The sequence below is a fragment of the Acinetobacter sp. ESL0695 genome (genome assembly GCF_029392135.1).
Lineage (GTDB): Bacteria > Pseudomonadota > Gammaproteobacteria > Pseudomonadales > Moraxellaceae > Acinetobacter > Acinetobacter pollinis.
Genome location: NZ_CP113932.1, coordinates 1147898 through 1170462, shown reverse-complemented (window position 1 = coordinate 1170462; position 22565 = coordinate 1147898). Strand labels below are relative to the sequence as shown.

Genomic DNA, 22565 nt, shown 5'->3' with positions numbered 1-22565 from the left:
ACAATCCCCTTATTGTTTTGGCTCAATTTGACAAAGTAATGGATGACCTTGTGATCGAGCATAATTATTTACTTGATTGGCTTTGGTCTCAGCAATATCTCTAGGATAAACACCTGCAATGCCTTTCCCTTCATAATGTACAGTTAGCATTACTTGAGTGGCTTGGTCAAGATTCATTGCAAAGAAATCTTGTAAAATTTCAATAACAAAATCCATTGGGGTATAGTCATCATTCAGTAAAACCACCATATATAAAGGCGGAACCTTAAATTCTGGTGGTGCAGTTTTTACATCAAGATCACCCTCTTCATGGTGATCTTCACCTGACATGTTTAAATGCCAATCTGTATAACCTGACTGCTGAAATGAAGCTTTCACTTCATTTAAATTTACCTTTTTCTTTAGATGACGCATAGAGTTTAACTTCATAATTACTGAACTTTGGCCTCAGCTTGAGGAATATCGGATACAAATGCCGAAGGACTTTCGATTTCTTTTCCTTTCAACCAGTTAAAACGTTTAATTTCAGTCAGTCCACCATTAACACGTACCTCAATAAATTGTGGTACAAAACCTTTTGGCATTGTCCAACGACCTGTAAGACGTTGAAAACTCTCAAACTCAAAATGCTTATTTTCCATAGGAATAGCTAAAACTTCTCCCCCACGAATAAGTCTAAGTTCGACAGTACCAGAAGCCTTTTTAGAACTGACTTGTAGTAAATCTAATTGGTATTCAAACACATTTTCAGGCAGTGGTCTCACACCTAGATTTTGAACCATTAAACTTACACCACCTCTTTGGCGTAAGATACTTCTGTAAATCTGACTTTGCGTCTGAGCAATACCCAAGTCTGCTTTCCCTTCATTAAGCGCATGTGTCAAATGTGTGGTATTACTTAAAGCGACATCTCGCTCTTGTATAGCCATATTTAAATTTTTGTTCAATGTAGAAAGGGTATCTTTCTGCTTTTGAACAATTTCCATAAGCTCTTCAGCATTGGCTTCATAACCAACAACTGTTAAACCTTGACGGTGTCCGACCGAATAACCAAGTGCACCACCACCTATAAATAAAATAAGGCTTGCCAGTAAAATAAATTTATGGGCTTGCATGAAATTAGGTTTTTTTATTTTTTGTGAATCTAAAGGATTCTGCTCAAGCGTCTTTTGTGTCATTTTTATGCTCAACATAATACACTCACTACAGCACTGTAGTGAGTGCTTTTCAAACTTAAGGTGATAGTGCAATTCCTGTTAAACCCGTTTCTTCAGCGAGTCCGCACATTAAATTCATATTTTGTACAGCTTGTCCTGCAGCACCTTTTACAAGATTGTCTTGAATAACGACAATAACAAGCTTCTTAGGTTGTGGCTTATATAAAGCGATTCTCAATTCATTTGCCCCACGTACACTGCGTGTTTCTGGTAAAGACCCCTGAGGCATTACATCTACAAACAATTCATTTTTATAAAAAGCTTCATAGAATGCCTGAATATCTAAATCATCACCTTCTTGTGTTAAGTCTACATAAATTGTACTTAACATGCCACGAATCATAGGAACCAAATGTGGTACAAATACCAAATGATCAAATGCCTTTTTTTGTCCAGAAATATTTTCTAAAGCCTCAATAATTTCAGGCTGATGACGATGTCCAGACACGCTGTATGCCTTAAAGCTATCAGCATTTTCAGTATAAATCATACCCATACTTGCTTTACGACCAGCACCCGAAACACCAGATTTCGCATCTACAATAATACTTTTGGTTTCTATTAAGTTTTTAGTTTTAAGTAAAGGTGCTAATCCTAACTGTACTGTGGTTGGGTAACATCCAGGATTCCCGATAACTTGTGCATTTTTAATTTTTTCACGATTTAATTCAGATAAACCATATATCGAAGACTTTAATAGCTCTGGACACTCATGTGCCATTCCATACCATTTTTCAAAATCTTCTAGATTCTGTAGTCTAAAGTCGGCAGCCAAATCAATTACTTTTGTATTTGCATCAACCAACGCTTGTGCATATTTCATCGCTACACCATGCGGAGTTGCAAAAAATACGACATCACAAGATTTTAATACATCCGTGTCTAAATCTGAAAATGTCAGATCAGTATGGCCGCGTAAACTTGGAAACATATCACATACACGCTTCCCAGCCTCAGTTCGAGAAGTAAGTACACGCACTGTTACATTCGGATGTCTGAGTAAAAGTCTAAGTAATTCAACACCCGTATAACCTGTACCACCAACTATGCCAACTGAAATCACTTGTACTACCTCAAATTCATTTTATTTAAAAAACATCTTAGTATGACAGGAAGCTTATTTTTTCTAAATATATTTTTATACACTAGATCATATTTTTCACTGCCATCTATATCATTATAGAAGCCAATGTGGCCAATGAAATAATTTTAAACTCTTTCTGTGCAGCGAATAATGGTCATCATACTTTTCGACCTGTTTCCAAAACAAAGAACTGTGATTAAAATAAATGGTATGAGCCAATTCATGCACACATACATAGCGTACTAAATTTATAGGTAAAAGTACCAATATAGCGTTTAGCATGATTTTGTGCTGCTGATTGCAACTCCCCCAGCGACTTTTTACCCATCTCACCTGTGAGCCATGGTATAGCATATTTGTTTCTAAAGAGATTTGTTTTAAATATTCTGTGAGATGCTTTTTAGCATAAAACAAAATAAAGTCTTTTAAAGCCTCAATGCGGTGTAAGAAAAGGATGTTTGCCAATTCATCTAAAAAATAAGGCATTTTTTGTTCACGAACGCAGATCTTTAAAGGAGTGCTCCGATTAAATAATACAATTTGATCGGGTATTTCTACGAGCTTTTTTTTAGTTTTCTCCCATGTCTCTAAAAGCCATTCCTCAGATTGATTTAAAAAATCCTGAATATATCGTTGGGAGCAAACTTTAGGAACAGTTAATTTAATCTGATTGGGGTAGACACGCAAGCGCATTTGTTTTGCGCTAGCATGTCGAATAATCTTAATTTCTGGTAAATCAGATAAAGTCATTACTTATTCAGCAAAACGCTCTTCAATACCGCTATCTGTTGCGACCACTGCAATATCAGCTTTATTTAAAGCAAATATGCCATTAGTAACAACACCAGGAATATCATTGATCGTGCGCTCTAATTCAAGTGCATCTAAAATATTTAGATTATGTACATCAATAATCACATTACCATTGTCTGTTACTACACCTTCACGGTAAGCAGGATCACCACCAAGCGTGACAATTTTACGTGCCACAGCAGAACGTGCCATTGGAATTACCTCAATCGGTAAAGGAAAGTCATGCCCCAACTGTCCTACCCATTTAGAATCATCCACAATACATACAAATTTCTTTGCAATTGATGCAACAATTTTTTCACGTGTTAATGCCGCACCACCGCCTTTAATCATATGTAAATGGCGATCAATTTCATCTGCGCCATCGACATACGCATCTAAACCACCAACCTGATTCATATCTACAACGTCTATGCCTAATTTTTTTAAGCGCTCTGCCGTTGCTTCAGAGCTAGCCACTGCACCCTTCAATTCTAATTCAGGCAATAAATCAATTAAAAAGTTTACTGTGCTTCCTGTCCCTACACCTAAAATGCCTCCTTGAGGTAAGTGTTTCAATGCAGCTTTGGCGGCTGCTTGCTTCTTTGCATCTTGGTTTGCATATAAACTCATATAAAGATTACTCAAAATTTTTAGGTTGATGAAAGAATTAGGTTGATTATTCGACCTAATCATATACAGTGTTTATTTCAATTCATCCCTATTTTAAACTGTTAAACGGAAGATAACCATGTTGTTTCGCTTGGTCAGACAAATTTTACAAGCAACTGTATACGATGTTGCCATTGAATCTCCTCTCGAAGCAGCTCCACGAATTAGTCAAAAAATTAACAACAACATTCGTTTAAAACGCGAAGATCTACAGCCAGTTTTCTCTTTTAAACTACGTGGTGCATATAACCGTATTAGCCAGCTTTCAGAAGAACAACGAAAACGCGGTGTCATTTGTGCTTCAGCAGGAAACCATGCTCAGGGCGTGGCTTTATCTGGAAAAAAACTAGGTATTCGTGCCATTATTGTTATGCCAATTACAACACCAGATATTAAAGTACAGGCGGTAAAACGCTTAGGTGGCGAAGTTGTTTTACACGGCGACTCTTTTGATATTGCAAATAGATATGCAATGCAACGCGCAGAGAACGAGGGACTTGTTTTTGTACCTCCTTACGATGATGAACTGGTCATTGCAGGACAAGGAACAATTGCGAACGAGATTTTGCGCCAATGGCGTGAAGTAGATTATATCTTTGTTGCTGTTGGTGGTGGTGGACTTATTTCAGGAATTGCAGCATATTTTGCCGAAATCGCACCCCATGTCAAAGTCATTCCTGTCGAATATGAAGAATCTGCTTGTTTAAAAGCAGCTTTTGAAACCAATGAGCGTGTTACTTTATCTCACGTTGGATTATTTGCAGATGGAACTGCTGTCGCACGAATTGGTGAAATTCCTTTTGAGATTCTACGTAAGACAAAATCAGACGGTACACCTATTGTTGAAAAAGATGTTGTACTCGTAAATACAGATGAAATATGTGCTGCTGTTAAAGATACGTTTGATGAAACACGTAGTATTGTAGAGCCTTCTGGTGCAATGGCGCTAGCAGGTATCAAAAAATATGTCAAAGCACACCAATTGGAAGGCAAAAATATTGTTTCAATTGTATGTGGCGCAAACATGAATTTTGATCGCCTACGCTATATTGCAGAACGTACAGAACTTGGGGAACGCCGTGAAGCAATTTATGCGGTAACAATTCCAGAGGAAAAAGGTGCTTTCTTAAATTTTTGTCGCACACTACAAGGTCGTAATATTACTGAGTTTAATTACCGTGTAAACGACAATCACACCGCACAAGTATTTGCGGGTGTTAGTTTAAAAGATGGCGATACAGAGCGAAAAGAAATTCTCCATACATTAGAAACGCATTATGATGTTGACGATTTATCTAATGATGAAGTTGCGAAATTACATATTCGTTACTTAATTGGTGGACATGCGCAACAAAACGAACGTCTATTTAGAGTCGAGTTTCCTGAAAGACCAGGTGCCTTACTGACATTTTTAGAAAGACTTGGCCCTACCCACAATATTACGCTTTTCCACTACCGTAACCACGGTGCTGCAGAAGGCCGTGTGTTGGTTGGTCTACAGTCTGAGTTAAATAGTCATGGCGAGGATGACCTGATAGAAACTCTTAAAAACATTAGCTATCCATACCAAGAAGTAACGGATAATTTAGGTTATAAGCGTTTCTTAAAATAACTATCTTATTTAAATGTGGGGCGAAATGCCCCATGTTTAAAACCAATCCATTAATGACACACCCAACCCAACATAGTTAGCACGATGATTATAGTCAATTAAGCTTTCACCATAACCATTGAAGTATTGGAATTGACCTCTTAATTTTCCTTTAATTGGGAAGCTCCAATCAAACTGCACTGCACCATGAGAAGCATCTCCCCCTCTTAAAGAATGTCTTAACATTAAAGAAAAGTTATTTTCATTCCACTTATAAAATGCAGTTAAATCTGCTCTTCCCATATAGTCGGTAATATCTGGATTATTATCATTTTTTGCAGATTCAGGTAACCTATACCACGGTCTAAAAATGAGTGCAAAATTATCACGTTCTAATCCAATGTTAAGCATCACCCTATTCCAACTTCTAGAATAAGGATCCTCTCTACCATTTGACTGATGATTTACCGTTAGACCGAGCAAACGCCCATTCAAACCAAGTAAATTATAGTTTGTTCTAAAAATTAAACTGGCTTCTGGTTCATAGTCTGTTTCACGAAATGGACTCGAATTTCTCGCGTTATAAGCTTGCCAACGTGAAGATTGCGTATACCCTACCCATAAATCACCATTATTACCAAATATATTTTCTAAAGCTTTTGTTTTAAAAGAAAGTTGAAACTTAAGCTCTGTCGAATCTATATCTTGTTGCGGTACTTGATTGTCTGGGTTAGGACTATAAGGGGTTAAATTCTTATCACTGGTCCAAAATGCTGGAAATACGTATACAGGTTTATATGCACGCATATTCCATGTTCCAAGTTTACTTTTTTCAGAGAGCTCCCAACGGCTATCCAATAAAGAGTCGACTGGGTTCATTGGAACATTTACATCTTGTTTATAGATTGTGCCCACAGACTGTTTGAGCTTATCTGTGATCGATAATGGTTCAGTCGTCGCTGTTTTAGGAGTTTCTTCCTTAACATCAACATGTTCAGCAACCAAATTTTCTTTCACTTTTGCTTGTGCTTTAAAATAGGTGTCATAACATGACAATCTGGCTGCATCATTTTGAACACTTACACAAGCTTGCCCACTACTTGGGCTAAAGCTTGTACTTGTATTGGCCACACTTTCTGCATATGGCGTTGTACTCAATAACAATGAACCAACTGTGGTTAATGCTCCCAAATACAAACTACACCTATGTTCACTTCTTTCTAACGCCATGCGCTTCACCACAACTATTTAATTCAATTGTTTAATGTTAAATCCGAGTGTTTGCAATTCTTCACGCTTTGCAAACGGTGCAACAATACCTTTTACTGGTTTTTTGTCCAATAAATATTGTTGTGCCACACGTCTTAGATCATCAAACGTAACTGCCAAAATACGTGATCGCATTTCAGTCCTAAACGCTGGTGTACGCTGATGCAACATTGAGTAGCAGGCTGTAATCGCTTCTCCAGCAGGTGAACCTGGTTTATCCATAGACGCAATTAAGCCTAAAATTGCTTCTTCAAGTTGATGCGGTTTATGTTCTTTAGTCATTAACCAAGTCAGACTTGCTTCAAAATCTGCAAATGTCTCTGTTAAGCGAGGATCTCTATAACTAAAGAATTTAAAGGCGCAAGAATTACCATCATAAGTGGCTCCACCACCATAAGCTCCGCCTTTTTCTCTTAGTGCACTATGTAAGAATCCATTTCTTAAATAACCCGCAAGTACCATTAACGGCGCTGCATCAGGATGCGATGATTCTACAGCCTCATAAGCCGCAGCACAAAACTGTACGTTAGTTTGCACTAGCCAAGCTTCATCACCTGTTGTATTTTCAATGTTTACCTTTGGTAATTGAACCATTGCTTCAGTTGAAGATAACGTATGCCACACATCAGCAACTTCTTTTTCAAGTAAAGCAGACTGTTGATCCTCACATACTAAAAGTATTTGTTTTGGTGCGTGGATTAAATGCTGATGAATAGACTTAAAACCCTCAATTAATGAATCGTAGGCTTTTTCATCTTGTTCTACTGTACGAATAAGTTCACTTAACCAATTTAAAGCACCTAAGCCAGTACAGAAATAATCACGTTTTGCTAAAGCACTCATATTGCGTGCCGCAATTTGCATTGCATAACTATGGCCTGAGCCACTAACACGTGCATGCCAACGCGTTTTACGCTGTTGTAATAACTCAATAATACGTGCTTTTTCATCAAATCTAATTTGTTCAAAAGCAACTTTTAAAAGTTCAATGGCATCAGTCTTATCGACAAGAGCTTTTGTGGTTAATGTTAAGAAAGCGCTGATTTCATTTTTATCATTTAAACCACTTCTTAACGATGCTCCCATACCTACGCCACCACTTACAGCAGTTTGTTGCTGTTGCAGTTCTAGATAATTATACTCACCAGCTCCCACTTCACCCATAAGTACATTTAAGAGACTTAAATACGGTGAAGATAGGATTTCTTTTGGGATTTCAATAATAATCTGGTTGTAATACAAACCATTTGTACCTGCATGATAGGTATGTAATGGTATTGGTTTACCATTATGCTGAATATCTTTGGTTACACCACGAACAATATGAAGCTCTTCAGGAATGTCTTCTAGTCCGACTTTAGGCAGTAGACTTAAATCATCTTCAGTTTCCTGACGTTGTTTCAGCTCAACTGCACGTTGTTTTAAAACTTCACGTTGCTCATCATTTAATTCAGCATCAATTTTATTGAGTTTCTCTTGCTCTGCATCCTGCTCAAGTTTAGTTTTTGTCGCATCAGGAATAAGCGTGAGTTGAACACGGTGAGGATTATCCAACAAATAAGTTTGAATTAAAGAAGATAACCACATTGGGTCTTTTAGTTCTTCTTTTACCATCGCAATTGCAGCATCGACATCCCATACATGTATAGGATCACTATGATGTATCACGCTTCCCATACCGTTCATAATTAAACTTAAACCGTATGGAGAACCATCACCACCCACTTCGCGTTGATGTAACTCTATTTGGTGTAAAATCGAGGAAACTAGCTCTTCATCTACAGGACGGGCAGCAACTTCTTGAAGAACATTTAAAACACCCTCTTTAAACTGAACAGCATTTTCTTCATTTGAACCTTGAACACCACATAAAAATGTCATTTCAAAATTACTGTCATCGACGCCCATAAATGGACCTGCTGAATCAGCATAGTCACATGTCTCTAAATAATGGCGTAATGGCGAAGCAGAGTTTTCTAAAAGGATGCCTTCAACCAATCGCATGCCTAGTCTGAGTTTAATATCACTCGCTTGTGGTAATAACCATGACATAACATGATAGGTCTTATCTTTTAAATCTTCGCTATCTACCGCATAAGACTCTACTTTTTCGATTGGTGCTTGAAGACGTTTTTCTGGTTTAGAGTAGATCGTTTCGCCTTTAGAAAAATGGGACAGTGCTTGCGATTCAAATTGTTCTTGTAACTCTACAGCAGGAATGTCACCAAAAGTCATAAATACAGCATTACTTGGGTGGTAATGTGTTTTATAAAAATCTACCAACTGCTCATATGTAAGCTCTGGAATGTCTTTTGGATCACCACCTGAGTTGTAATGATACGTTGTTTCTGGAAATAAATGATGCGCTAACTGATGGTATAATTGATCTGTTGGTGAGCTCATCGCACCTTTCATTTCATTAAAAACAACACCTTTAAATACAGGCTTATCATTTTCAATTTCAACTCGAATCCCTTCTTGAGCAAAATCTAACGGATTTAAATTCGCGGCAAAAGCAGCATCTAAATATACGGATAATAAATTATTAAAATCTTTTTTATTTTGTGTAGCAAATGGATAAGCTGTCCAATCTGCTGCCGTAAAGGCATTCATAAATGTATTTAAAGAGCGACGAATCATTAAAAAGAATGGATCTCGCACAGGGAAGTTTTTAGAGCCACATAGTGCAGTATGCTCTAAAATATGAGCTGTTCCTTTAGAATCCATGGGCTGTGTTCTAAATGCAACTAAGAATACATTCTCTTCATGTGAGCTCTCTAGATGGTAATGTATTGCACCTGTGACACGGTGATGGTACTCCACTACATTTACATCTAACGCCTCAACATGGTGCTGACGTACCAACTGAAACGCAGGATGACAATTTTGAGAATTGGTTTCAGTGACATCTGACGTCATGCGATCTCCTAAAAATTCATATCATTGATTTAAGTTTCAGTATTATAACGAGATTATTTACTCTATTTCAGCATAAAACTGTAATTTCGATCTAACTTATTTCATATTCTCTTTACTTGTTAGTTTGGCTATCCATATAGATTAAAACAACTGGAAAAATAATAATTTAAAAAATACAAATACTTGCATTTCATAAAACTTTAAAATGAATTAAACGTAATTGTCATAAAAAGACTGCATTGTATGTCCGACTTTCTAAAAAGATACAATTTAAAACATGAAAAATATTATTACACTTTGCACTATAGGACTTTTCATTTGCTCGCCGTCAGTACATGCCTTAAGCCTGAGTTATGGACACTACTATGAAGACCTTTCAAAAAAGAATGTGGATGTCATTGGTTTAGAACATACTTTTAAAAATCGAATTACCCTTGCAACCGAGTGGAAAGCGACACCTGACAATCAAGACAATGGCCGTCCTGGTACTGCTTTTTCTCATGAAAAATTTTATGAAAAAAAGTTTAAAGCAAAATATAAGTATAGTTTTAATAACTACTATTCAGCAGGTCCTGAGTTAGAATATGCAAATAAAACAGACGGCGATAAATATAAAGTAAAGATTACAAATGACTTTAACCTCACGAATACAGATAAGGTCTATGTAAAAATGGTAGGCGAACGTATGAATTACGATGCAAAAAAGCCATCTAAAAAAATACTTTATGCAGAATCTGGTTATACTAAAAAAATAAATAAAACGAAAATCACATACGAATATACGTATTACCATGGTCAAGACACAAAATTATTTAACAATAAAAATACCGACTATCGCCATAAATTTAATATGGAATATAAACTTTCATCTAAAATTAGTCCCTATATTGAAGTAAGAAATGAATCTTTAAGTAGTAAATCTGATCGAAGACAAACTATTTTTGAAACAGGCCTAAGCTATACCTTCTTTTAATAGGACAAATATCAGTGATAAAAAATAAATTGGTTTATGCGGTTTTAGGTAGTCTCCTCGCCTCTTCTACTAGCTATGCAAAAACATCAAACTTGCCAGAGCCTGAATATCAACTTGAACAGGTCGTTACCCTTGTTCGCCATGGTATACGTCCACAAACAAATTTATCTGAACTTAATGAAGCAACTGGAAAACAATGGCCTTCATGGTCCGTACCAGATGGTTATTTAACACAACGTGGATATGACGGCATATTTAATCAAAGCCAATATCAAGTCAGTGAATGGAAAAAAAGTGGCTTACCTCTTTCTTTAAGTCAAGACAATTGTACAAACCAAAGTCAGGTATTTATTTGGGCTGCACCTGATCAACGTACAAAAAAAACCGCTGATGCAATTGCATCATCTATTTCGCCTAGTTGCCATATAGAGGTTGGTGTCAGTGGCTACAAACATGACCCGATTTTTGATGCCTTAAAAATGGGAAGTGCAACAGCATCATTTGATCTGATTAAAAAAGAATTTAAAAATAAAATAGAAAGTCAAAAAACCATACAGCAAAAATACGAAAAGGTGAATGAACATTTAAGAGCGGCTGTATGTGCACCCGATAGCTGTGAGTTTTTAGATAAAGATTGGAAGCTCAAGCTAAATAAAAATGGACAACCTAAATTAAGTGGTCCTGCCGATGAAGGTTCAAATATTGGTGAAACTATTCGCCTACAGTACAGTGAAAACTTTCCACTTTCTCAAGTTGCTTTTGGCCATGTAAAAAGTGCAGAGGATGTGAAAAAACTCATGGCTTTACATGATGCAAAATATAAATACCTAAATGAAATTCCTTTATTTGCACAGCTAGGTGGCTCTATTTTATATCAACAAATTTTAGATGCTCTAGATTCAAACAAAGTTACAGATCAAAAATTGCATCGTCCTCTTGTTATTTTTGTAGGACACGATACAAATATCTCTGAAGTTAAGACATTACTAGGCTTTAACTGGCAACTTCCTCAATACTTAGCAAATGATATTCCTCCAGGAGGAACACTGAGTTTTGCTAAATATAAAGAACTAAAAACTGGTAAAGATTTTGTCAAAATTAGCTTTTCAGCGCGAACACTTGATCAATGGCGCCAACTTACCAAACTAGATACAAGTCATCCTCTGCCTGAAGACACATTAAAATACCCTTACTGTAAAACGACTTCAGTCGGGGTACTTTGTCCTTTAGATCAATTTATTCAAAATGCACAAAAGCAAATTGTCAGACTAGATATTACTCAACCACTTTACAAATAAATTAAAGCGCCTCAGGGCGCTTTTTTATTTTACGGCATAATAACAAAATTGCATGAATTAAATAAATGTATACAATTCACTTATTCGTAGTGAGGTAGACAAAACAATGCAACAAATGTGGACAGAATTAGATGACTATATTGATGAACATTTAATTCCCGAAGATAAACGACTGCATCAAGTGATGAAAAATACCGTAGATCATGGTCTTTCAAACCACCTTGCAGTTGCACCGAATCAAGGTATGCTACTACAAATGTTAATACAAATGAACAAATGTAAGCGTGTATTAGAGATTGGCACATTTGCTGCTTATAGTACAATTTGGCTGGCTCGTGCATTACCAAAAGATGGTTACCTTCTAACTATTGAAGGTAGAGAAACACATGCACAAATGGCTCATAAGAATATTACAGAAGCCAACATGGATACAAATATTGAATTAAAAGTAGGTTTTGCAGCAGATGTTTTAAAAACATTACCTGCTGAAACACCTGCATTTGACTTTATTTTTATTGATGCAGATAAAGGTAGCTACCCAGAATACTTGGAGCTTAGTCTAAAATACTCGCACTCAGGAACAATTATTGTATTAGACAATGTTATCCGTGCTGGAGATATTATTGATCCGAACAATCAAAAACCGAGTATTGTTGGAATTAGACAGACATTTGAAGCATTGAAGAATCATCCAAAACTACTGTCTTGTACGGCATTACAGACTGTTGGTAGTAAGGGACATGATGGTTTTGCAATCGCAATTGTAAAGTAAACAAAAAACCACCAATTATTTTTTATTGTTTTATTTCAATAACTTAAATATATTTAAATCACATATCCATAAAGTTATCCACAGTTTATGCGGATAACTTAGGATAACTTCTTTATTTAGCTACAATAATAGGTACATGAATTTTTCGATACACTGTTGTTGTAATACTTCCTAAGAAGAACTGAGAAATACGATTTGTACTAAACGCACCAAGTAGTACAAATTGGATACCGTGTTCTTTTTGATAATCGATAATGCCCTGCGCAACGTCGCCCTCACGTGTTGCAACAACCACGTCAAAGCCCTTTTCTCTTAAATAGGCTTCTGGCTTGTTTAAGACTTCTGGATCATCTCCAACATGGAGCAAGTGACATTGTAACTGTTGGAAAAGTTCATTTTCTGCAACACTTTCAAGCATTTGTGCACACAAAGGTGAGTCTTCATATGCAAATATGAAACGTGTTGGTGGTTTAAAATGATCACTTACCGTCATTACTGTACAGTTAGCACCACGTACAAAGTTTTCAACATTACTGCCTAAAACTTTATTTTTTTCAGCGGCACTTTCCCCAACTTTACCAATAAGCACAATATCATCTTCTCGAAGCACACTTAGACTCTGCTCCAAAAAGTCACCTTTTTCTTGAATGACTGTGGCATCTATACCATGCTTTTCTTTAATTGTCGTCATTAAATGCTTAAGCAAGTTATTACTATAATCAACAGCCAAAGTACTTTGCTTTTCTTCAAGTTCTGCGAGTTCTTTTAAGAGCATCGCATTACTTTCAAAGCCAATAACGCCACTAATTTCCCCTAAATGATAGCTCGCAGGGTAATAGTCCAAAACTTGTAAAAGCACTAATTCACGTTGCGTTCTCTTTGCAATCCATGAAGCCGCTTCGGCAATTGCATTAATACAAGGAGATGAATCAACACAAGCAATTACTCGTTTCATTTGTTGCCTCTCTTTGAGTGAATCACTCTATTTTTACTAATTGTCAGCATTAAAATTAACATAAGTAATAAACTCTGCAAGTAGTTTTATTTTATTTAATTGAAACAATATACTTTAAACGCATTATTCGTATAAGTTTCTTTAAAATCATGCACTTTTCACCTAAGGCTGAATACGGTTTGGCTGCAAGTCAAAAGCTTGTCTCAGCACCGCTGGGTCTGGATGTCCTTTAATTGGATCATCTGGATAATAACCCACATGCATAACCCCTTGTGCATAAAGTGATTTGATGGTGTCGGCTAGTTCTTCTGAAGGAATCGGCTGATTATCTTTCCTCCAATCTACGGCTTGCAATTCCACCACTGCTTTATGAATACCATTAGGATACTGTTTTAAACGATTCACAATATCTTGGTAAAATTTATCTTTGTCTTTCGCTTGTTCCATATATGGCATGGCCATAATTGCGGTAAAATCATAGCGATTTAAAGATTGTTCTAATGATTGTGAATACCAATTTTCTGCATAAGGATTGAGTACCACTTGTGCATACATATTTCTGGCAGTTAATAAAGCAGGTTGATATTGACGTAAATCTCCAGCAACTTTCATTGCAAAATCATCAATAGTTTTTGTTTTAAACGCCGTCCACTTCTGTAAGCTTTGGTCATCTTTACGAACAGCATCTAAGTCGGTCGACAAACCTGCATCTTTATAAGCTTTTAATGCCTCAGGACTTGAATCCTCATAATCAGACAGTGTCGTATCATCATGAAATAGTACACCATTGAAACTTGCAGATTTTCCTAGATCCTCATAAATCCCCTCAATCACTTTTTGTGCTTTGGGTGAAAATGGAGATAAACGAATATATCCCATATTTAGATGATCGCTATTCTTAGGTTGCTCTGTTACAACCAGATCTTTAGAAGCAGAATTTGACTTAGGTAACTCCCATGCATAAAGAGGCATCCAAGCATATATACGTCTAACTTGTGTACGCTTTGCAATTTGCCAAGCAACTCGATTAAATAAATCTTGACGCATCGGAATATAGCGATTCGGGAAATACACCATATCTGCCGAACCATTTGCATCCGTATCAGAAAATGCTTGTAAATATACTGTATTCACATTCATTTTTTGAATTCGATCTAATAATGCACCTAAATTTCTTTCTTCCTGAGCAAGATCTTTATCATAAATATAGTCTAGATCAACATGCATAATCTTTTGAGGTCGATAATTGTCACCCAAATTTTTCTCGCGGTTCTCAATTTCTCGCTCAAGATCGCTTGTTGTCATGTTGTGTTCAATTAAAATACGATTTAAGGAGTTTAATGATTTTTTATAATCTGCTGGCCCATCATCTAATGTAATAGTGACAGGCATTCCTAATGCTTTAGCAACACTCACACCTTCCATATTATAACGCCCATATGGCCACACCATAACTCTTGGTGTTGGAATACCATGTGACTTAAATGCTTCATTATTTTTCTTTAAATCATTATATATCCGTTGATGATATGCTTTATCTGATTCGTATTTATTGGTTCTTGGATCATAAATTCTTGTTGTGGCTGCTGGCTCTGAGTTTCCTTGAGGGTTCCCCAATACACCACGGTGTAAGTCATAACTATGACTTGCGATCTCAACATAACCACTATCACTCATTTCTTTAATTTGTGACCATGTTAGTATTTTATTTCGCTTAACTTCAGCATCACCAAAATGTACATCCTTATCGGATGGTGTATCTACCCATGAACCTACTACAGCCAGTACAACTGGTATTTTGTTTTCTTTTACGAACGGATAAATATTACTGTAAAATGATTCATAACCATCATCAACAGTAAGCAATACAGGTTTACTTGGTAGTTTTAACTTACCTGCATTTGCCTGAATTAAATCATTGACAGAAATAAAATGAAACCCATCTTGTTGTAACCATCTCACCTGACTCTCAAAATTTTCTGTGGTCACTGCATATAATGGAATAATTGCATCGTTAGCCTGATTTGTGACTTCATGATAACCGATCACCGTTAATGTATCTGGACGTATTTGTGCTTGTTCTTCTGCATGCGTAACGACTGCTGCTCCAAAAAGTGCTGTTGCCATACACCCCGTGAGTACCGACTTCAGAAATTGATTAAGCATATTTTTTCCATTAAAAGTGAAATAGTATTTTTGATGAGTTTATTCAAATCTTAGACCTAAGAAGCAATTTAAGCTTATCCACCCGCAAAAGGCATAGTTTATTTTACAAATGCACTGTAATTTACGTACATTTAAAAATGTATATCTCTGTTTCTTTTACAGGGATCTTGCCCATTCAACCTAATAATAAATTAGCAAATATCTTTTAAAATTTAGTGACATGATATGATAATTTATCATTATATGATGAATCAAAAAATGTTATGCTATAACAATTAAATTATTCTTAACAAGAAGTATTATTATTCCCGAATACGAATAAATTTTGCAGGGTTTCCTGCAACAACGTGTGTACTTTCAACATCTTTAGTGACCATGCTATTCATACCCACCACAGCATGATTTCCTATTTTAATACCATCTTTCACACCAACATGTGCTCCTAACCAAACATCTTTCCCAATCTCAATACCTTGTGAGCGAACAGATTGCTGATAAATTGGGTTTTCTAAATTCATACCATGATCAAATGCATATAAATGTGTATATGCAGCCAATCGTGCCTGATCATGAATAACGATTCCCGCTTTTCCCCCATCTAAAATACAATGATGGTTGATTGCAACTTCACTACCTATCTGTAAAGGACCATGTAATGTAGCATCAGCAGCAATAAATGTATGATCGCCAATAATAATTTTACGCCCAAGCTCCGCAAAGATATGTGCTAACGGCGAAATAAAGCAATTCTTTCCTATTTCAACTGTTTCCATAGTTTGCAAATATTCTTGATATTCTTTTTGCCAAGCCTCCGCCCAAACTTTATGTTTGTCTTTTAACCGCCAGTATAACCATGGCATATAGTTTAAACGGTGCTTATGTTGTTCTCTATATTTAAGTAAAGGATCAGTCATCATGAGTTCCTTTTAATTCTTCTCTACCACGTGTGACATCCTGTACTTTTTTCGCAAGTTCAATGCGCTGATGTATCTGTATTTTTGCGTTAACACTCACACCTGTGGCTGTATATTCTTCAGAAAAGGTTATTTGATTTTGCACCAGTTCATACTGCAAAATTGGCCACTCACTAAAATTACACTCAAAATATACATCTATCTTTTCTATGAGTTCTATTTTATCTACTAGAAGTAAGGCTTTTCCTGCTGTACCACCATAGGCACGTACTAATCCACCCGTGCCCAACTTCACACCGCCATACCACCGATTAACCAATACCAATATATTGGTTAACTCATTACCCTCAATTGCTGCCAAAATAGGACGACCTGCTGTTCCTGAGGGCTCACCGTCATCATTAAACCGAACATTATGCCCTATCTTCCATGCCCAACACTGGTGTGTTGTCGAAATATCTTTATAAGTTTCTAAAACTGTTTTGATCTCTTCTTCCGTTTCAACAGGAATCGCAAATGCTTGGAAACGACTTTTTTTCACGTCTTCTTCATAAACAGCTGTTTTGTTAATGGTAAATGGCATACTCACCCATTACATTGAATTTCAAATAATTATAACGTTTTATCTCAAAACACAAAATGTCACTTATGGAATACTGTTAAATAATCGTAGATTTAAACGAATTAGGCTAAGCTTCAAACATATAAGTTGAATGAGATAATTTAATGGAAGGAAAATGTTTATGTGGAGAAATCACTTTTAGTGCAGCCCCCAAATCGTTAAATGTCACAGCATGTCACTGTTCAATTTGCCGAAAACACTCTGGAGGTATTTCATTATCCATAGAAGTCGAACCGAAAAGTTTAATTATACAAAACATAGCAATGCTTAGTGTTTTCAACTCATCTGAATGGGCTCACAGAGGTTTCTGCAAAGGATGTGGCACATTTATTTTTTGGCAAAAAAAAGACTGCTCTTACTGTAATGTAAATTGTAATTTACTTGAAATGAACCACAATCAACTCACATTAGATACCGAAGTGTTTATTGAAGAAAAGCCTAGTTATTATAGTTTTGCAAATATAATAATTAAACTCACACAAGAGGATTTATTTACTCAACATACCGTTTAGCTTTACTATATTCCATTATTTATTATGGGATGCATTATGCAAATTCCACACGGTATTTATAAACACTACAAAGGCCAACTTTACCAAGTTATAGGTACAGCCAAACATAGCGAAACCCAAGAAGTTTTAGTTGTGTATCAATGTTTATATGATGACTTTTCTCTATGGGTACGCCCAGCAAGTATGTTTCTAGAAGAAGTAAATTTACCTGATCAAACAAAACAGCCTCGCTTTGCATTTTTGAAGCCAAACTTCTAGCATGTAACTAAGGTGAGCAATCACTCACCTTATTTTTAAACCTGTGTAGGTACCTCAAGTTCAGTCATTGGCCATCTTGGTGTTGTTGTAACAGCCAATCCATCACTAGCTCCACCTTTTAAACGCTGATAACCTGCAAAAGCAATCATTGCACCGTTATCTGTACACAATGCGGGTTCTGCATAGTAAACATGTGCTTTTATTTTAGCCAGTTCCGCTTCAAGTTTTTCTCGCAGTCTTAAATTTGCACTTACCCCACCTGCGATCACCAGTCGTTTTAGATTGGTCTGCTTCAAGGCTTTGACTGACTTTTTCACAAGTGTATCTACAATTGCTTCTTGAAAAGAGGCTGCAATATCGGCATCTCTATCTTGTCCCTCTATTTTTTTCAGTTGCACTGAAACGGCAGTTTTCAAACCACTAAAAGAGAATACTAAATCTTTATGTAGCATTGGACGCGGAAAATCGAATGCTTGTGGGTTACCATCTAAAGCAAGTTTTGCAATGTTTGGCCCCCCTGGATATGCCAGTCCCATCATCTTAGCCACTTTATCAAATGCTTCACCAGCTGCATCATCAATCGACTCCCCCAATATTTCATACTCGCCAATGCCATAAGCTGCCATTAATTGTGTATGTCCACCAGAAACAAGTAATGCAACAAAAGGAAACTTAGGTGGAGTTTCAGAAAGTAAAGGAGCCAACATATGACCTTCCATATGATGTACACCAATTGCTGGTTTATCTAAAGCAAATGCTAACGTGCGCCCAAAAAGTGCGCCTGTCATTAATGCACCCATTAATCCTGGACCACGTGTATATGCTACTGCATCAATTTGCTTTTTAGTTACCTTTGACTGTGCAAGCAATTCATCAAGTAAAGGAATCAACTTTCTCACATGATCACGCGATGCCAACTCGGGCACCACACCACCATATTCAGCATGTAACTGAATTTGACTATATAGCACTTGACCAAGTAGCCCCTTCTCACTGTCATAGAGTGCTAATCCTGTTTCATCACAAGAGGTTTCCAAGCCTAAAACAATCATTTAAGTGCCTATTTATGAGTCCAATTTACGACAATCACCATTATAGACTTGTGATATGAGAAGTAAATGAGTAAAATACTGCACTTCACTTGTTTTCTAAAGCAATTCCGCTTTAGATTTATCCATAAATATTGAGGATTCTTCATGCCACAAGTTAAATTGAAAGAAGGCGAACCAGTAGACGTAGCTATCCGTCGTTTCAAACGTTCTTGCGAAAAAGCTGGTGTTTTAGCTGATGTTCGTAAACGTGAATTCTACGAAAAACCAACTCAAGAGCGTAAGCGTAAAAAAGCTGCTGCTGTTAAGCGCTACCAAAAGAAATTGGCTCGCGAATCTGTACGTACTACTCGCCTTTACTAATTAATTTGTGATTGAAGCTGAAAGACTATGACTAATTTAAAAAACCAAATTACTGATGCTCTTAAAAGTGCCATGCGTGCTAAAGAAATGGCAACTGTAACTGTTATTCGTAGTCTGCAAGCTGCAATTAAGCAAATTGAAGTCGATGAACGCATAGAACTTGATGATAATCAAGTCCTTGCAATTGTTGAGAAGCAAGTTAAACAACGTAAAGAGTCAGTAAAGGCTTTTGCCGGTGCTGGCCGAGACGATTTAGCTAGTAAAGAACAAGCCGAAATTGAGATTCTATCTCAATTTCTACCAGCCGCTATGACTGAGGAAGAACTTGATTCTGTCATTGATCAGACTATTGCTGATCAAAGTGCTACTAGCATGAAAGATATGGGTAAGGTGATGAATTCTCTACGTCCGATCATAGCCGGACGTGCCGATGCTGCAATTGCATCAGCTAAAGTTAAAGCAAAACTTAACTAACACTTATCTAAATCACTCGTAAAAAGCGTTTAACGTTTTCTAAACGCTTTTCCAATACTCCCATAAATCTCTTTTGTCTTGAGCACTATTCAACAATTGACTTAAAGATGGAAATTCTTTATTGAAGGTAAATACTAAGCCTTTCGGTCTATTTCCTAAAAGAACAGCACATTCAAACTCATTACATTTCGCGTCGATAAAACCATTCAAATAAAACTGAAGAAAATTTGAATCTTTTAAGGTTTCAAGTATTGGCCACTTTAACTCATATTGCACCAATTCAAGTGTATGAATCATATTATTGAGTAAAGTTCTCTCTTCGCTAGAAATATCAAATGTATTGATAAAAATAATTTTTTTTACTGAAACCAATACGGTAAGTATAAAAGGATCTATCTCTTTTTCTAGTTTTTCTAGTTTTTCTAGTTTTTCTAGTTTTTCTAGTTTTTCTAAAGAAATAATAGATTGAGGCTCTATATTTTCAAGCTTCACTTCTCGTTCAATTGAAATACTCTCAACATTTAATTCAGCTTCTTCATTTAAATTAATTTCAGCACATGATACTTGATCACGCCAAAAAACAGACGCATCATTTTCTTCAACGGCAACATCTCTAGGAATCCAAAGATCAATTCCCAAATGTGAAAGGATATTACGATGATATACTGATGACTGTTGCTGCTCACTCATATTTAAGGTTCAATTTAAGAAGACGACTATTCTAACATTGATGTAATTATTTACATGTAGAAAACCTATACAATCATCAAACTATTTTGGTTTAAAATTTGTTCAACAATTTCATCATTTTTAAATCCAAATCGCCAATACAATAATGCCAGTACATCCAACTCATCTTGAGTCATTACCCTATCACTGCAAATAGAGTGCTCTATGATACCAAGTATTTTTAATCGGTCTCTCAATAAAAGCCCAGATATAGAATGCAATATATTTCCAAAATCGATATGCTCGTCGGAGACAAATTCATATTTATATGCCTCTTTTTCAGAGATTAGCTGTTGAATAATTTTATTTCTACGACTAAGACTATTTTCTATATCTATCTGATCGATATACACTAGAGCATCGACTAAACGAACAATATTAAATTGAATATCATCATAAGCAGTAGGCATATGTACAGGTAGTAAATTTAATTGGCTCTTTACTTTATCTAATAACAATGCATCTAATAGGCCAATTTTACCATCAGATTGAGCAATCTGCGCAAGTTTAGTTAAGAACTGTCTAGCTATACTCTGTGGCATTGTGCTTAATGTATCACAGGCATCTAGAAAGATTTGTACATGTAATCTAGCATCGATGCCCAATAAAGCATCAATAATAGCATGACTCACTAACGCATTTTTTGGTATAAATTCTTTGTACTGTCTAATCATAAGTACAGCAACAAGTACTTCTCTTGCACCTGTATTGGTTTGCAATGCTCGCTTAACGAGTTCAGGTTGTTTTATAGATTTTCTTACTGAAGGATTCAGTGGTCTAATTTCATCTTTAGATGGAAATCCCATGGGTGTTAAACGAATCAACGGCAATGGCTGAGGTGGCATCCATGAAATATTCATTTCTGTTTGTTCATCACCAAATGGTTTAAATAAACCCAATAAAGGTTGTAGCTGTACTTTTCTTAAATTTTCTAGCTGTATCTCTTGAAGCACATTTGGGTTTAACCTATAAATTCTTCTTTCAATATTTGGATGAATATTTAACCAACTTTGAGGGCTTAATGAATTTGCAAAACACATATGAGCGATTGACTCAGAATACGAACTATGAATTTGAGAACCAGCATGATGCACATAGATTCTAAGTAATGTTTGTAAATTGGTATTATTTTCTATTAATGCTTGAGTATGAATATCATTTTTGAACGTTCTTCCTGAAAGGGTAAGAAACTTTACCAACCTAGAAATAAGAAGGCCTAAACTCCCCATCAGCCAGATGATACCGCCAACTGCGACCAATACAGTTTCAAATTTGTTTTTCTCATTACCACGGTAGGGTTTAAATCCTCTTCGGGCAATTTTGCTTCCCCACTGGTTAAAGCTAGTCAGGGCACTAAAAAGAATTTTAAGTCGGATATTCTGTCTGGTTTCACCACTAATAATTTGATTAAAAGCATAACTGAGTAGCCCATATAACTCTAATTCATCTAGGTTCTGTAAGGCGCCCCAAGTTAAAATAATCACTGTATCTTTTCTATTTTCTCCTGCAGTTAAAGCATTTACGCCTATTTCATCGGGTAATACATAGACTGCGGGGATCTCAATCTGAAATTTATCTGCCAACTGCTCAGTTAATTTTACAGCTCTAATCTCTTCCGGTGTACATTCTAATGCATGAAGATGCCTTGCTCTCATTTGCTTTGCTAAAGAATGACCACCTTCTCTAAAAATATAGAGTTCATAACATAAAGAGATCATCATAATGAATAGTACACAGCTTAAGAATACAGGGCTATGCTCATTCCACCAAATCGATTGACCTTGATCTAAATAATAAACGATGAGACCAAAAGAAAAATTTAAAACCATAATGGTTAAAAAAATGGCGAACAAGCAAATGACTGTTGCGACAAATAAATTCTTCTGATGATTATAGGAAAATGTACTTGATGCCAATGTCTATAGCCTTGCTAGCG

General features: G+C 36.2%; 22 protein-coding genes. 8 read left to right on the top strand and 14 right to left on the bottom strand.

Going from position 1 to position 22565, the window contains the following annotated elements; translation table 11 throughout:
• Positions 1 to 9: 9 nt before the first annotated feature.
• From clpS to rpiA, 5 genes are all read right to left on the bottom strand, one after another.
• Entirely contained in the window at positions 10 to 414 is a 405-nt protein-coding gene (gene clpS / locus OZX61_RS05500; protein WP_195771671.1) for an ATP-dependent Clp protease adapter ClpS, read from the bottom strand.
• Between the two features lie 17 nt (positions 415 to 431).
• Positions 432 to 1178 carry a DUF6776 family protein gene (locus tag OZX61_RS05495; RefSeq protein WP_195771664.1) on the bottom strand — a complete coding sequence of 249 codons (747 nt, stop codon included), beginning with the start codon at positions 1176 to 1178 and terminating at the stop codon, positions 432 to 434.
• A 55-nt stretch (positions 1179 to 1233) separates the two neighbouring features.
• Positions 1234 to 2280, bottom strand: a complete 1047-nt coding sequence (argC, locus tag OZX61_RS05490) for an N-acetyl-gamma-glutamyl-phosphate reductase (protein WP_277095565.1) — start codon at positions 2278 to 2280, stop codon at positions 1234 to 1236.
• 114 nt (positions 2281 to 2394) lie between these two features.
• The gene (locus OZX61_RS05485) at positions 2395 to 3051 is read right to left on the bottom strand and encodes a YgjP-like metallopeptidase domain-containing protein (protein ID WP_277095564.1); all 657 of its coding nucleotides are present in this window, start codon (positions 3049 to 3051) and stop codon (positions 2395 to 2397) included.
• 3 nt (positions 3052 to 3054) lie between these two features.
• Entirely contained in the window at positions 3055 to 3726 is a 672-nt protein-coding gene (gene rpiA, locus OZX61_RS05480; protein ID WP_195771661.1) for a ribose-5-phosphate isomerase RpiA, read from the bottom strand.
• Between the two features lie 118 nt (positions 3727 to 3844).
• Here rpiA and ilvA point away from each other — a divergent pair, with 118 nt between their 5' ends.
• Positions 3845 to 5377, top strand: coding sequence for a threonine ammonia-lyase, biosynthetic (gene ilvA, locus OZX61_RS05475; RefSeq protein WP_195771660.1), 1533 nt, complete (start codon positions 3845 to 3847; stop codon positions 5375 to 5377).
• 36 nt (positions 5378 to 5413) lie between these two features.
• Here the strand turns inward: ilvA and OZX61_RS05470 are convergent, their stop codons facing one another.
• Together OZX61_RS05470 and OZX61_RS05465 are read right to left on the bottom strand one after the other, a co-directional pair.
• On the bottom strand, positions 5414 to 6586 hold the full coding sequence (locus tag OZX61_RS05470; protein ID WP_277095563.1) for a phospholipase A: 1173 nt from the start codon (positions 6584 to 6586) through the stop codon (positions 5414 to 5416).
• Between the two features lie 18 nt (positions 6587 to 6604).
• Positions 6605 to 9544 (bottom strand): insulinase family protein, encoded by a 2940-nt coding sequence (locus OZX61_RS05465; protein WP_277095562.1) that lies wholly within the window; start codon positions 9542 to 9544, stop codon positions 6605 to 6607.
• Positions 9545 to 9821: 277 nt separating this feature from the next.
• Here OZX61_RS05465 and OZX61_RS05460 point away from each other — a divergent pair, with 277 nt between their 5' ends.
• The 3 genes from OZX61_RS05460 to OZX61_RS05450 all read left to right on the top strand — a co-directional run bounded on the left by OZX61_RS05460 (position 9822) and on the right by OZX61_RS05450 (position 12587).
• Positions 9822 to 10517: an oligogalacturonate-specific porin KdgM family protein gene (locus OZX61_RS05460; protein WP_277095561.1), complete on the top strand. Its 696-nt coding sequence runs from the start codon at positions 9822 to 9824 to the stop codon at positions 10515 to 10517.
• 14 nt (positions 10518 to 10531) lie between these two features.
• Positions 10532 to 11815, top strand: a complete 1284-nt coding sequence (locus OZX61_RS05455) for a histidine-type phosphatase (protein ID WP_277095560.1) — start codon at positions 10532 to 10534, stop codon at positions 11813 to 11815.
• Between the two features lie 106 nt (positions 11816 to 11921).
• Positions 11922 to 12587, top strand: a complete 666-nt coding sequence (locus OZX61_RS05450) for an O-methyltransferase (protein ID WP_195771655.1) — start codon at positions 11922 to 11924, stop codon at positions 12585 to 12587.
• A 112-nt stretch (positions 12588 to 12699) separates the two neighbouring features.
• Here OZX61_RS05450 and OZX61_RS05445 read toward each other — a convergent pair whose 3' ends face one another.
• The 4 genes from OZX61_RS05445 to OZX61_RS05430 all read right to left on the bottom strand — a co-directional run bounded on the left by OZX61_RS05445 (position 12700) and on the right by OZX61_RS05430 (position 17205).
• Positions 12700 to 13542, bottom strand: coding sequence for a universal stress protein (locus tag OZX61_RS05445; protein WP_195771654.1), 843 nt, complete (start codon positions 13540 to 13542; stop codon positions 12700 to 12702).
• A 162-nt stretch (positions 13543 to 13704) separates the two neighbouring features.
• Positions 13705 to 15708, bottom strand: coding sequence for a poly-beta-1,6-N-acetyl-D-glucosamine N-deacetylase PgaB (gene pgaB / locus OZX61_RS05440; protein ID WP_277095559.1), 2004 nt, complete (start codon positions 15706 to 15708; stop codon positions 13705 to 13707).
• Positions 15709 to 16010: 302 nt separating this feature from the next.
• Positions 16011 to 16622 (bottom strand): acyltransferase, encoded by a 612-nt coding sequence (locus OZX61_RS05435; protein WP_277095558.1) that lies wholly within the window; start codon positions 16620 to 16622, stop codon positions 16011 to 16013.
• The gene (locus OZX61_RS05430; protein ID WP_277095557.1) at positions 16615 to 17205 is read right to left on the bottom strand and encodes a YigZ family protein; all 591 of its coding nucleotides are present in this window, start codon (positions 17203 to 17205) and stop codon (positions 16615 to 16617) included. Before OZX61_RS05430 ends, OZX61_RS05435 begins: the two co-directional genes overlap by 8 nt.
• Positions 17206 to 17348: 143 nt before the next feature.
• On the opposite strand from OZX61_RS05430, the gene OZX61_RS05425 reads away from it, so the two are divergent.
• Together OZX61_RS05425 and OZX61_RS05420 are read left to right on the top strand one after the other, a co-directional pair.
• Positions 17349 to 17756 carry a GFA family protein gene (locus OZX61_RS05425; protein WP_277095556.1) on the top strand — a complete coding sequence of 136 codons (408 nt, stop codon included), beginning with the start codon at positions 17349 to 17351 and terminating at the stop codon, positions 17754 to 17756.
• A 36-nt stretch (positions 17757 to 17792) separates the two neighbouring features.
• A complete protein-coding gene (locus OZX61_RS05420; RefSeq protein ID WP_195771649.1) occupies positions 17793 to 18014 on the top strand; it encodes a DUF1653 domain-containing protein in 222 nt (73 codons plus the stop codon).
• Between the two features lie 35 nt (positions 18015 to 18049).
• Here the strand turns inward: OZX61_RS05420 and tsaD are convergent, their stop codons facing one another.
• Positions 18050 to 19066 carry a tRNA (adenosine(37)-N6)-threonylcarbamoyltransferase complex transferase subunit TsaD gene (gene tsaD, locus OZX61_RS05415; RefSeq protein ID WP_195771648.1) on the bottom strand — a complete coding sequence of 339 codons (1017 nt, stop codon included), beginning with the start codon at positions 19064 to 19066 and terminating at the stop codon, positions 18050 to 18052.
• 144 nt (positions 19067 to 19210) lie between these two features.
• Here tsaD and rpsU point away from each other — a divergent pair, with 144 nt between their 5' ends.
• Together rpsU and OZX61_RS05405 are read left to right on the top strand one after the other, a co-directional pair.
• Positions 19211 to 19426, top strand: coding sequence for a 30S ribosomal protein S21 (gene rpsU, locus OZX61_RS05410; RefSeq protein ID WP_001136722.1), 216 nt, complete (start codon positions 19211 to 19213; stop codon positions 19424 to 19426).
• Between the two features lie 27 nt (positions 19427 to 19453).
• Positions 19454 to 19900, top strand: coding sequence for a GatB/YqeY domain-containing protein (locus OZX61_RS05405; protein WP_277095555.1), 447 nt, complete (start codon positions 19454 to 19456; stop codon positions 19898 to 19900).
• A gap of 39 nt (positions 19901 to 19939) precedes the next feature.
• Here OZX61_RS05405 and OZX61_RS05400 read toward each other — a convergent pair whose 3' ends face one another.
• Entirely contained in the window at positions 19940 to 20590 is a 651-nt protein-coding gene (locus tag OZX61_RS05400) for a hypothetical protein (protein WP_277095554.1), read from the bottom strand.
• A gap of 65 nt (positions 20591 to 20655) precedes the next feature.
• Positions 20656 to 22545, bottom strand: coding sequence for a peptidase M48 (locus tag OZX61_RS05395; protein ID WP_277095553.1), 1890 nt, complete (start codon positions 22543 to 22545; stop codon positions 20656 to 20658).
• Between the last annotated feature and the right edge of the window lie 20 nt (positions 22546 to 22565).

What these genes read in the sequence shown, in the direction of transcription:
- clpS (WP_195771671.1), bottom strand. Translation starts at nt 414, where the DNA reads ATGCGTCATCTAAAGAAAAAGGTAAATTTAAATGAAGTGAAAGCTTCA.
- OZX61_RS05495 (WP_195771664.1), bottom strand. Translation starts at nt 1,178, where the DNA reads ATGACACAAAAGACGCTTGAGCAGAATCCTTTAGATTCACAAAAAATA.
- OZX61_RS05485 (WP_277095564.1), bottom strand. Translation starts at nt 3,051, where the DNA reads ATGACTTTATCTGATTTACCAGAAATTAAGATTATTCGACATGCTAGC.
- rpiA (WP_195771661.1), bottom strand. Translation starts at nt 3,726, where the DNA reads ATGAGTTTATATGCAAACCAAGATGCAAAGAAGCAAGCAGCCGCCAAA.
- ilvA (WP_195771660.1), top strand. Translation starts at nt 3,845, where the DNA reads ATGTTGTTTCGCTTGGTCAGACAAATTTTACAAGCAACTGTATACGAT.
- OZX61_RS05470 (WP_277095563.1), bottom strand. Translation starts at nt 6,586, where the DNA reads ATGGCGTTAGAAAGAAGTGAACATAGGTGTAGTTTGTATTTGGGAGCA.
- OZX61_RS05465 (WP_277095562.1), bottom strand. Translation starts at nt 9,544, where the DNA reads ATGACGTCAGATGTCACTGAAACCAATTCTCAAAATTGTCATCCTGCG.
- OZX61_RS05460 (WP_277095561.1), top strand. Translation starts at nt 9,822, where the DNA reads ATGAAAAATATTATTACACTTTGCACTATAGGACTTTTCATTTGCTCG.
- OZX61_RS05450 (WP_195771655.1), top strand. Translation starts at nt 11,922, where the DNA reads ATGCAACAAATGTGGACAGAATTAGATGACTATATTGATGAACATTTA.
- OZX61_RS05445 (WP_195771654.1), bottom strand. Translation starts at nt 13,542, where the DNA reads ATGAAACGAGTAATTGCTTGTGTTGATTCATCTCCTTGTATTAATGCA.
- pgaB (WP_277095559.1), bottom strand. Translation starts at nt 15,708, where the DNA reads ATGCTTAATCAATTTCTGAAGTCGGTACTCACGGGGTGTATGGCAACA.
- OZX61_RS05435 (WP_277095558.1), bottom strand. Translation starts at nt 16,622, where the DNA reads ATGACTGATCCTTTACTTAAATATAGAGAACAACATAAGCACCGTTTA.
- OZX61_RS05430 (WP_277095557.1), bottom strand. Translation starts at nt 17,205, where the DNA reads ATGCCATTTACCATTAACAAAACAGCTGTTTATGAAGAAGACGTGAAA.
- OZX61_RS05425 (WP_277095556.1), top strand. Translation starts at nt 17,349, where the DNA reads ATGGAAGGAAAATGTTTATGTGGAGAAATCACTTTTAGTGCAGCCCCC.
- OZX61_RS05420 (WP_195771649.1), top strand. Translation starts at nt 17,793, where the DNA reads ATGCAAATTCCACACGGTATTTATAAACACTACAAAGGCCAACTTTAC.
- tsaD (WP_195771648.1), bottom strand. Translation starts at nt 19,066, where the DNA reads ATGATTGTTTTAGGCTTGGAAACCTCTTGTGATGAAACAGGATTAGCA.
- rpsU (WP_001136722.1), top strand. Translation starts at nt 19,211, where the DNA reads ATGCCACAAGTTAAATTGAAAGAAGGCGAACCAGTAGACGTAGCTATC.
- OZX61_RS05405 (WP_277095555.1), top strand. Translation starts at nt 19,454, where the DNA reads ATGACTAATTTAAAAAACCAAATTACTGATGCTCTTAAAAGTGCCATG.
- OZX61_RS05400 (WP_277095554.1), bottom strand. Translation starts at nt 20,590, where the DNA reads ATGAGTGAGCAGCAACAGTCATCAGTATATCATCGTAATATCCTTTCA.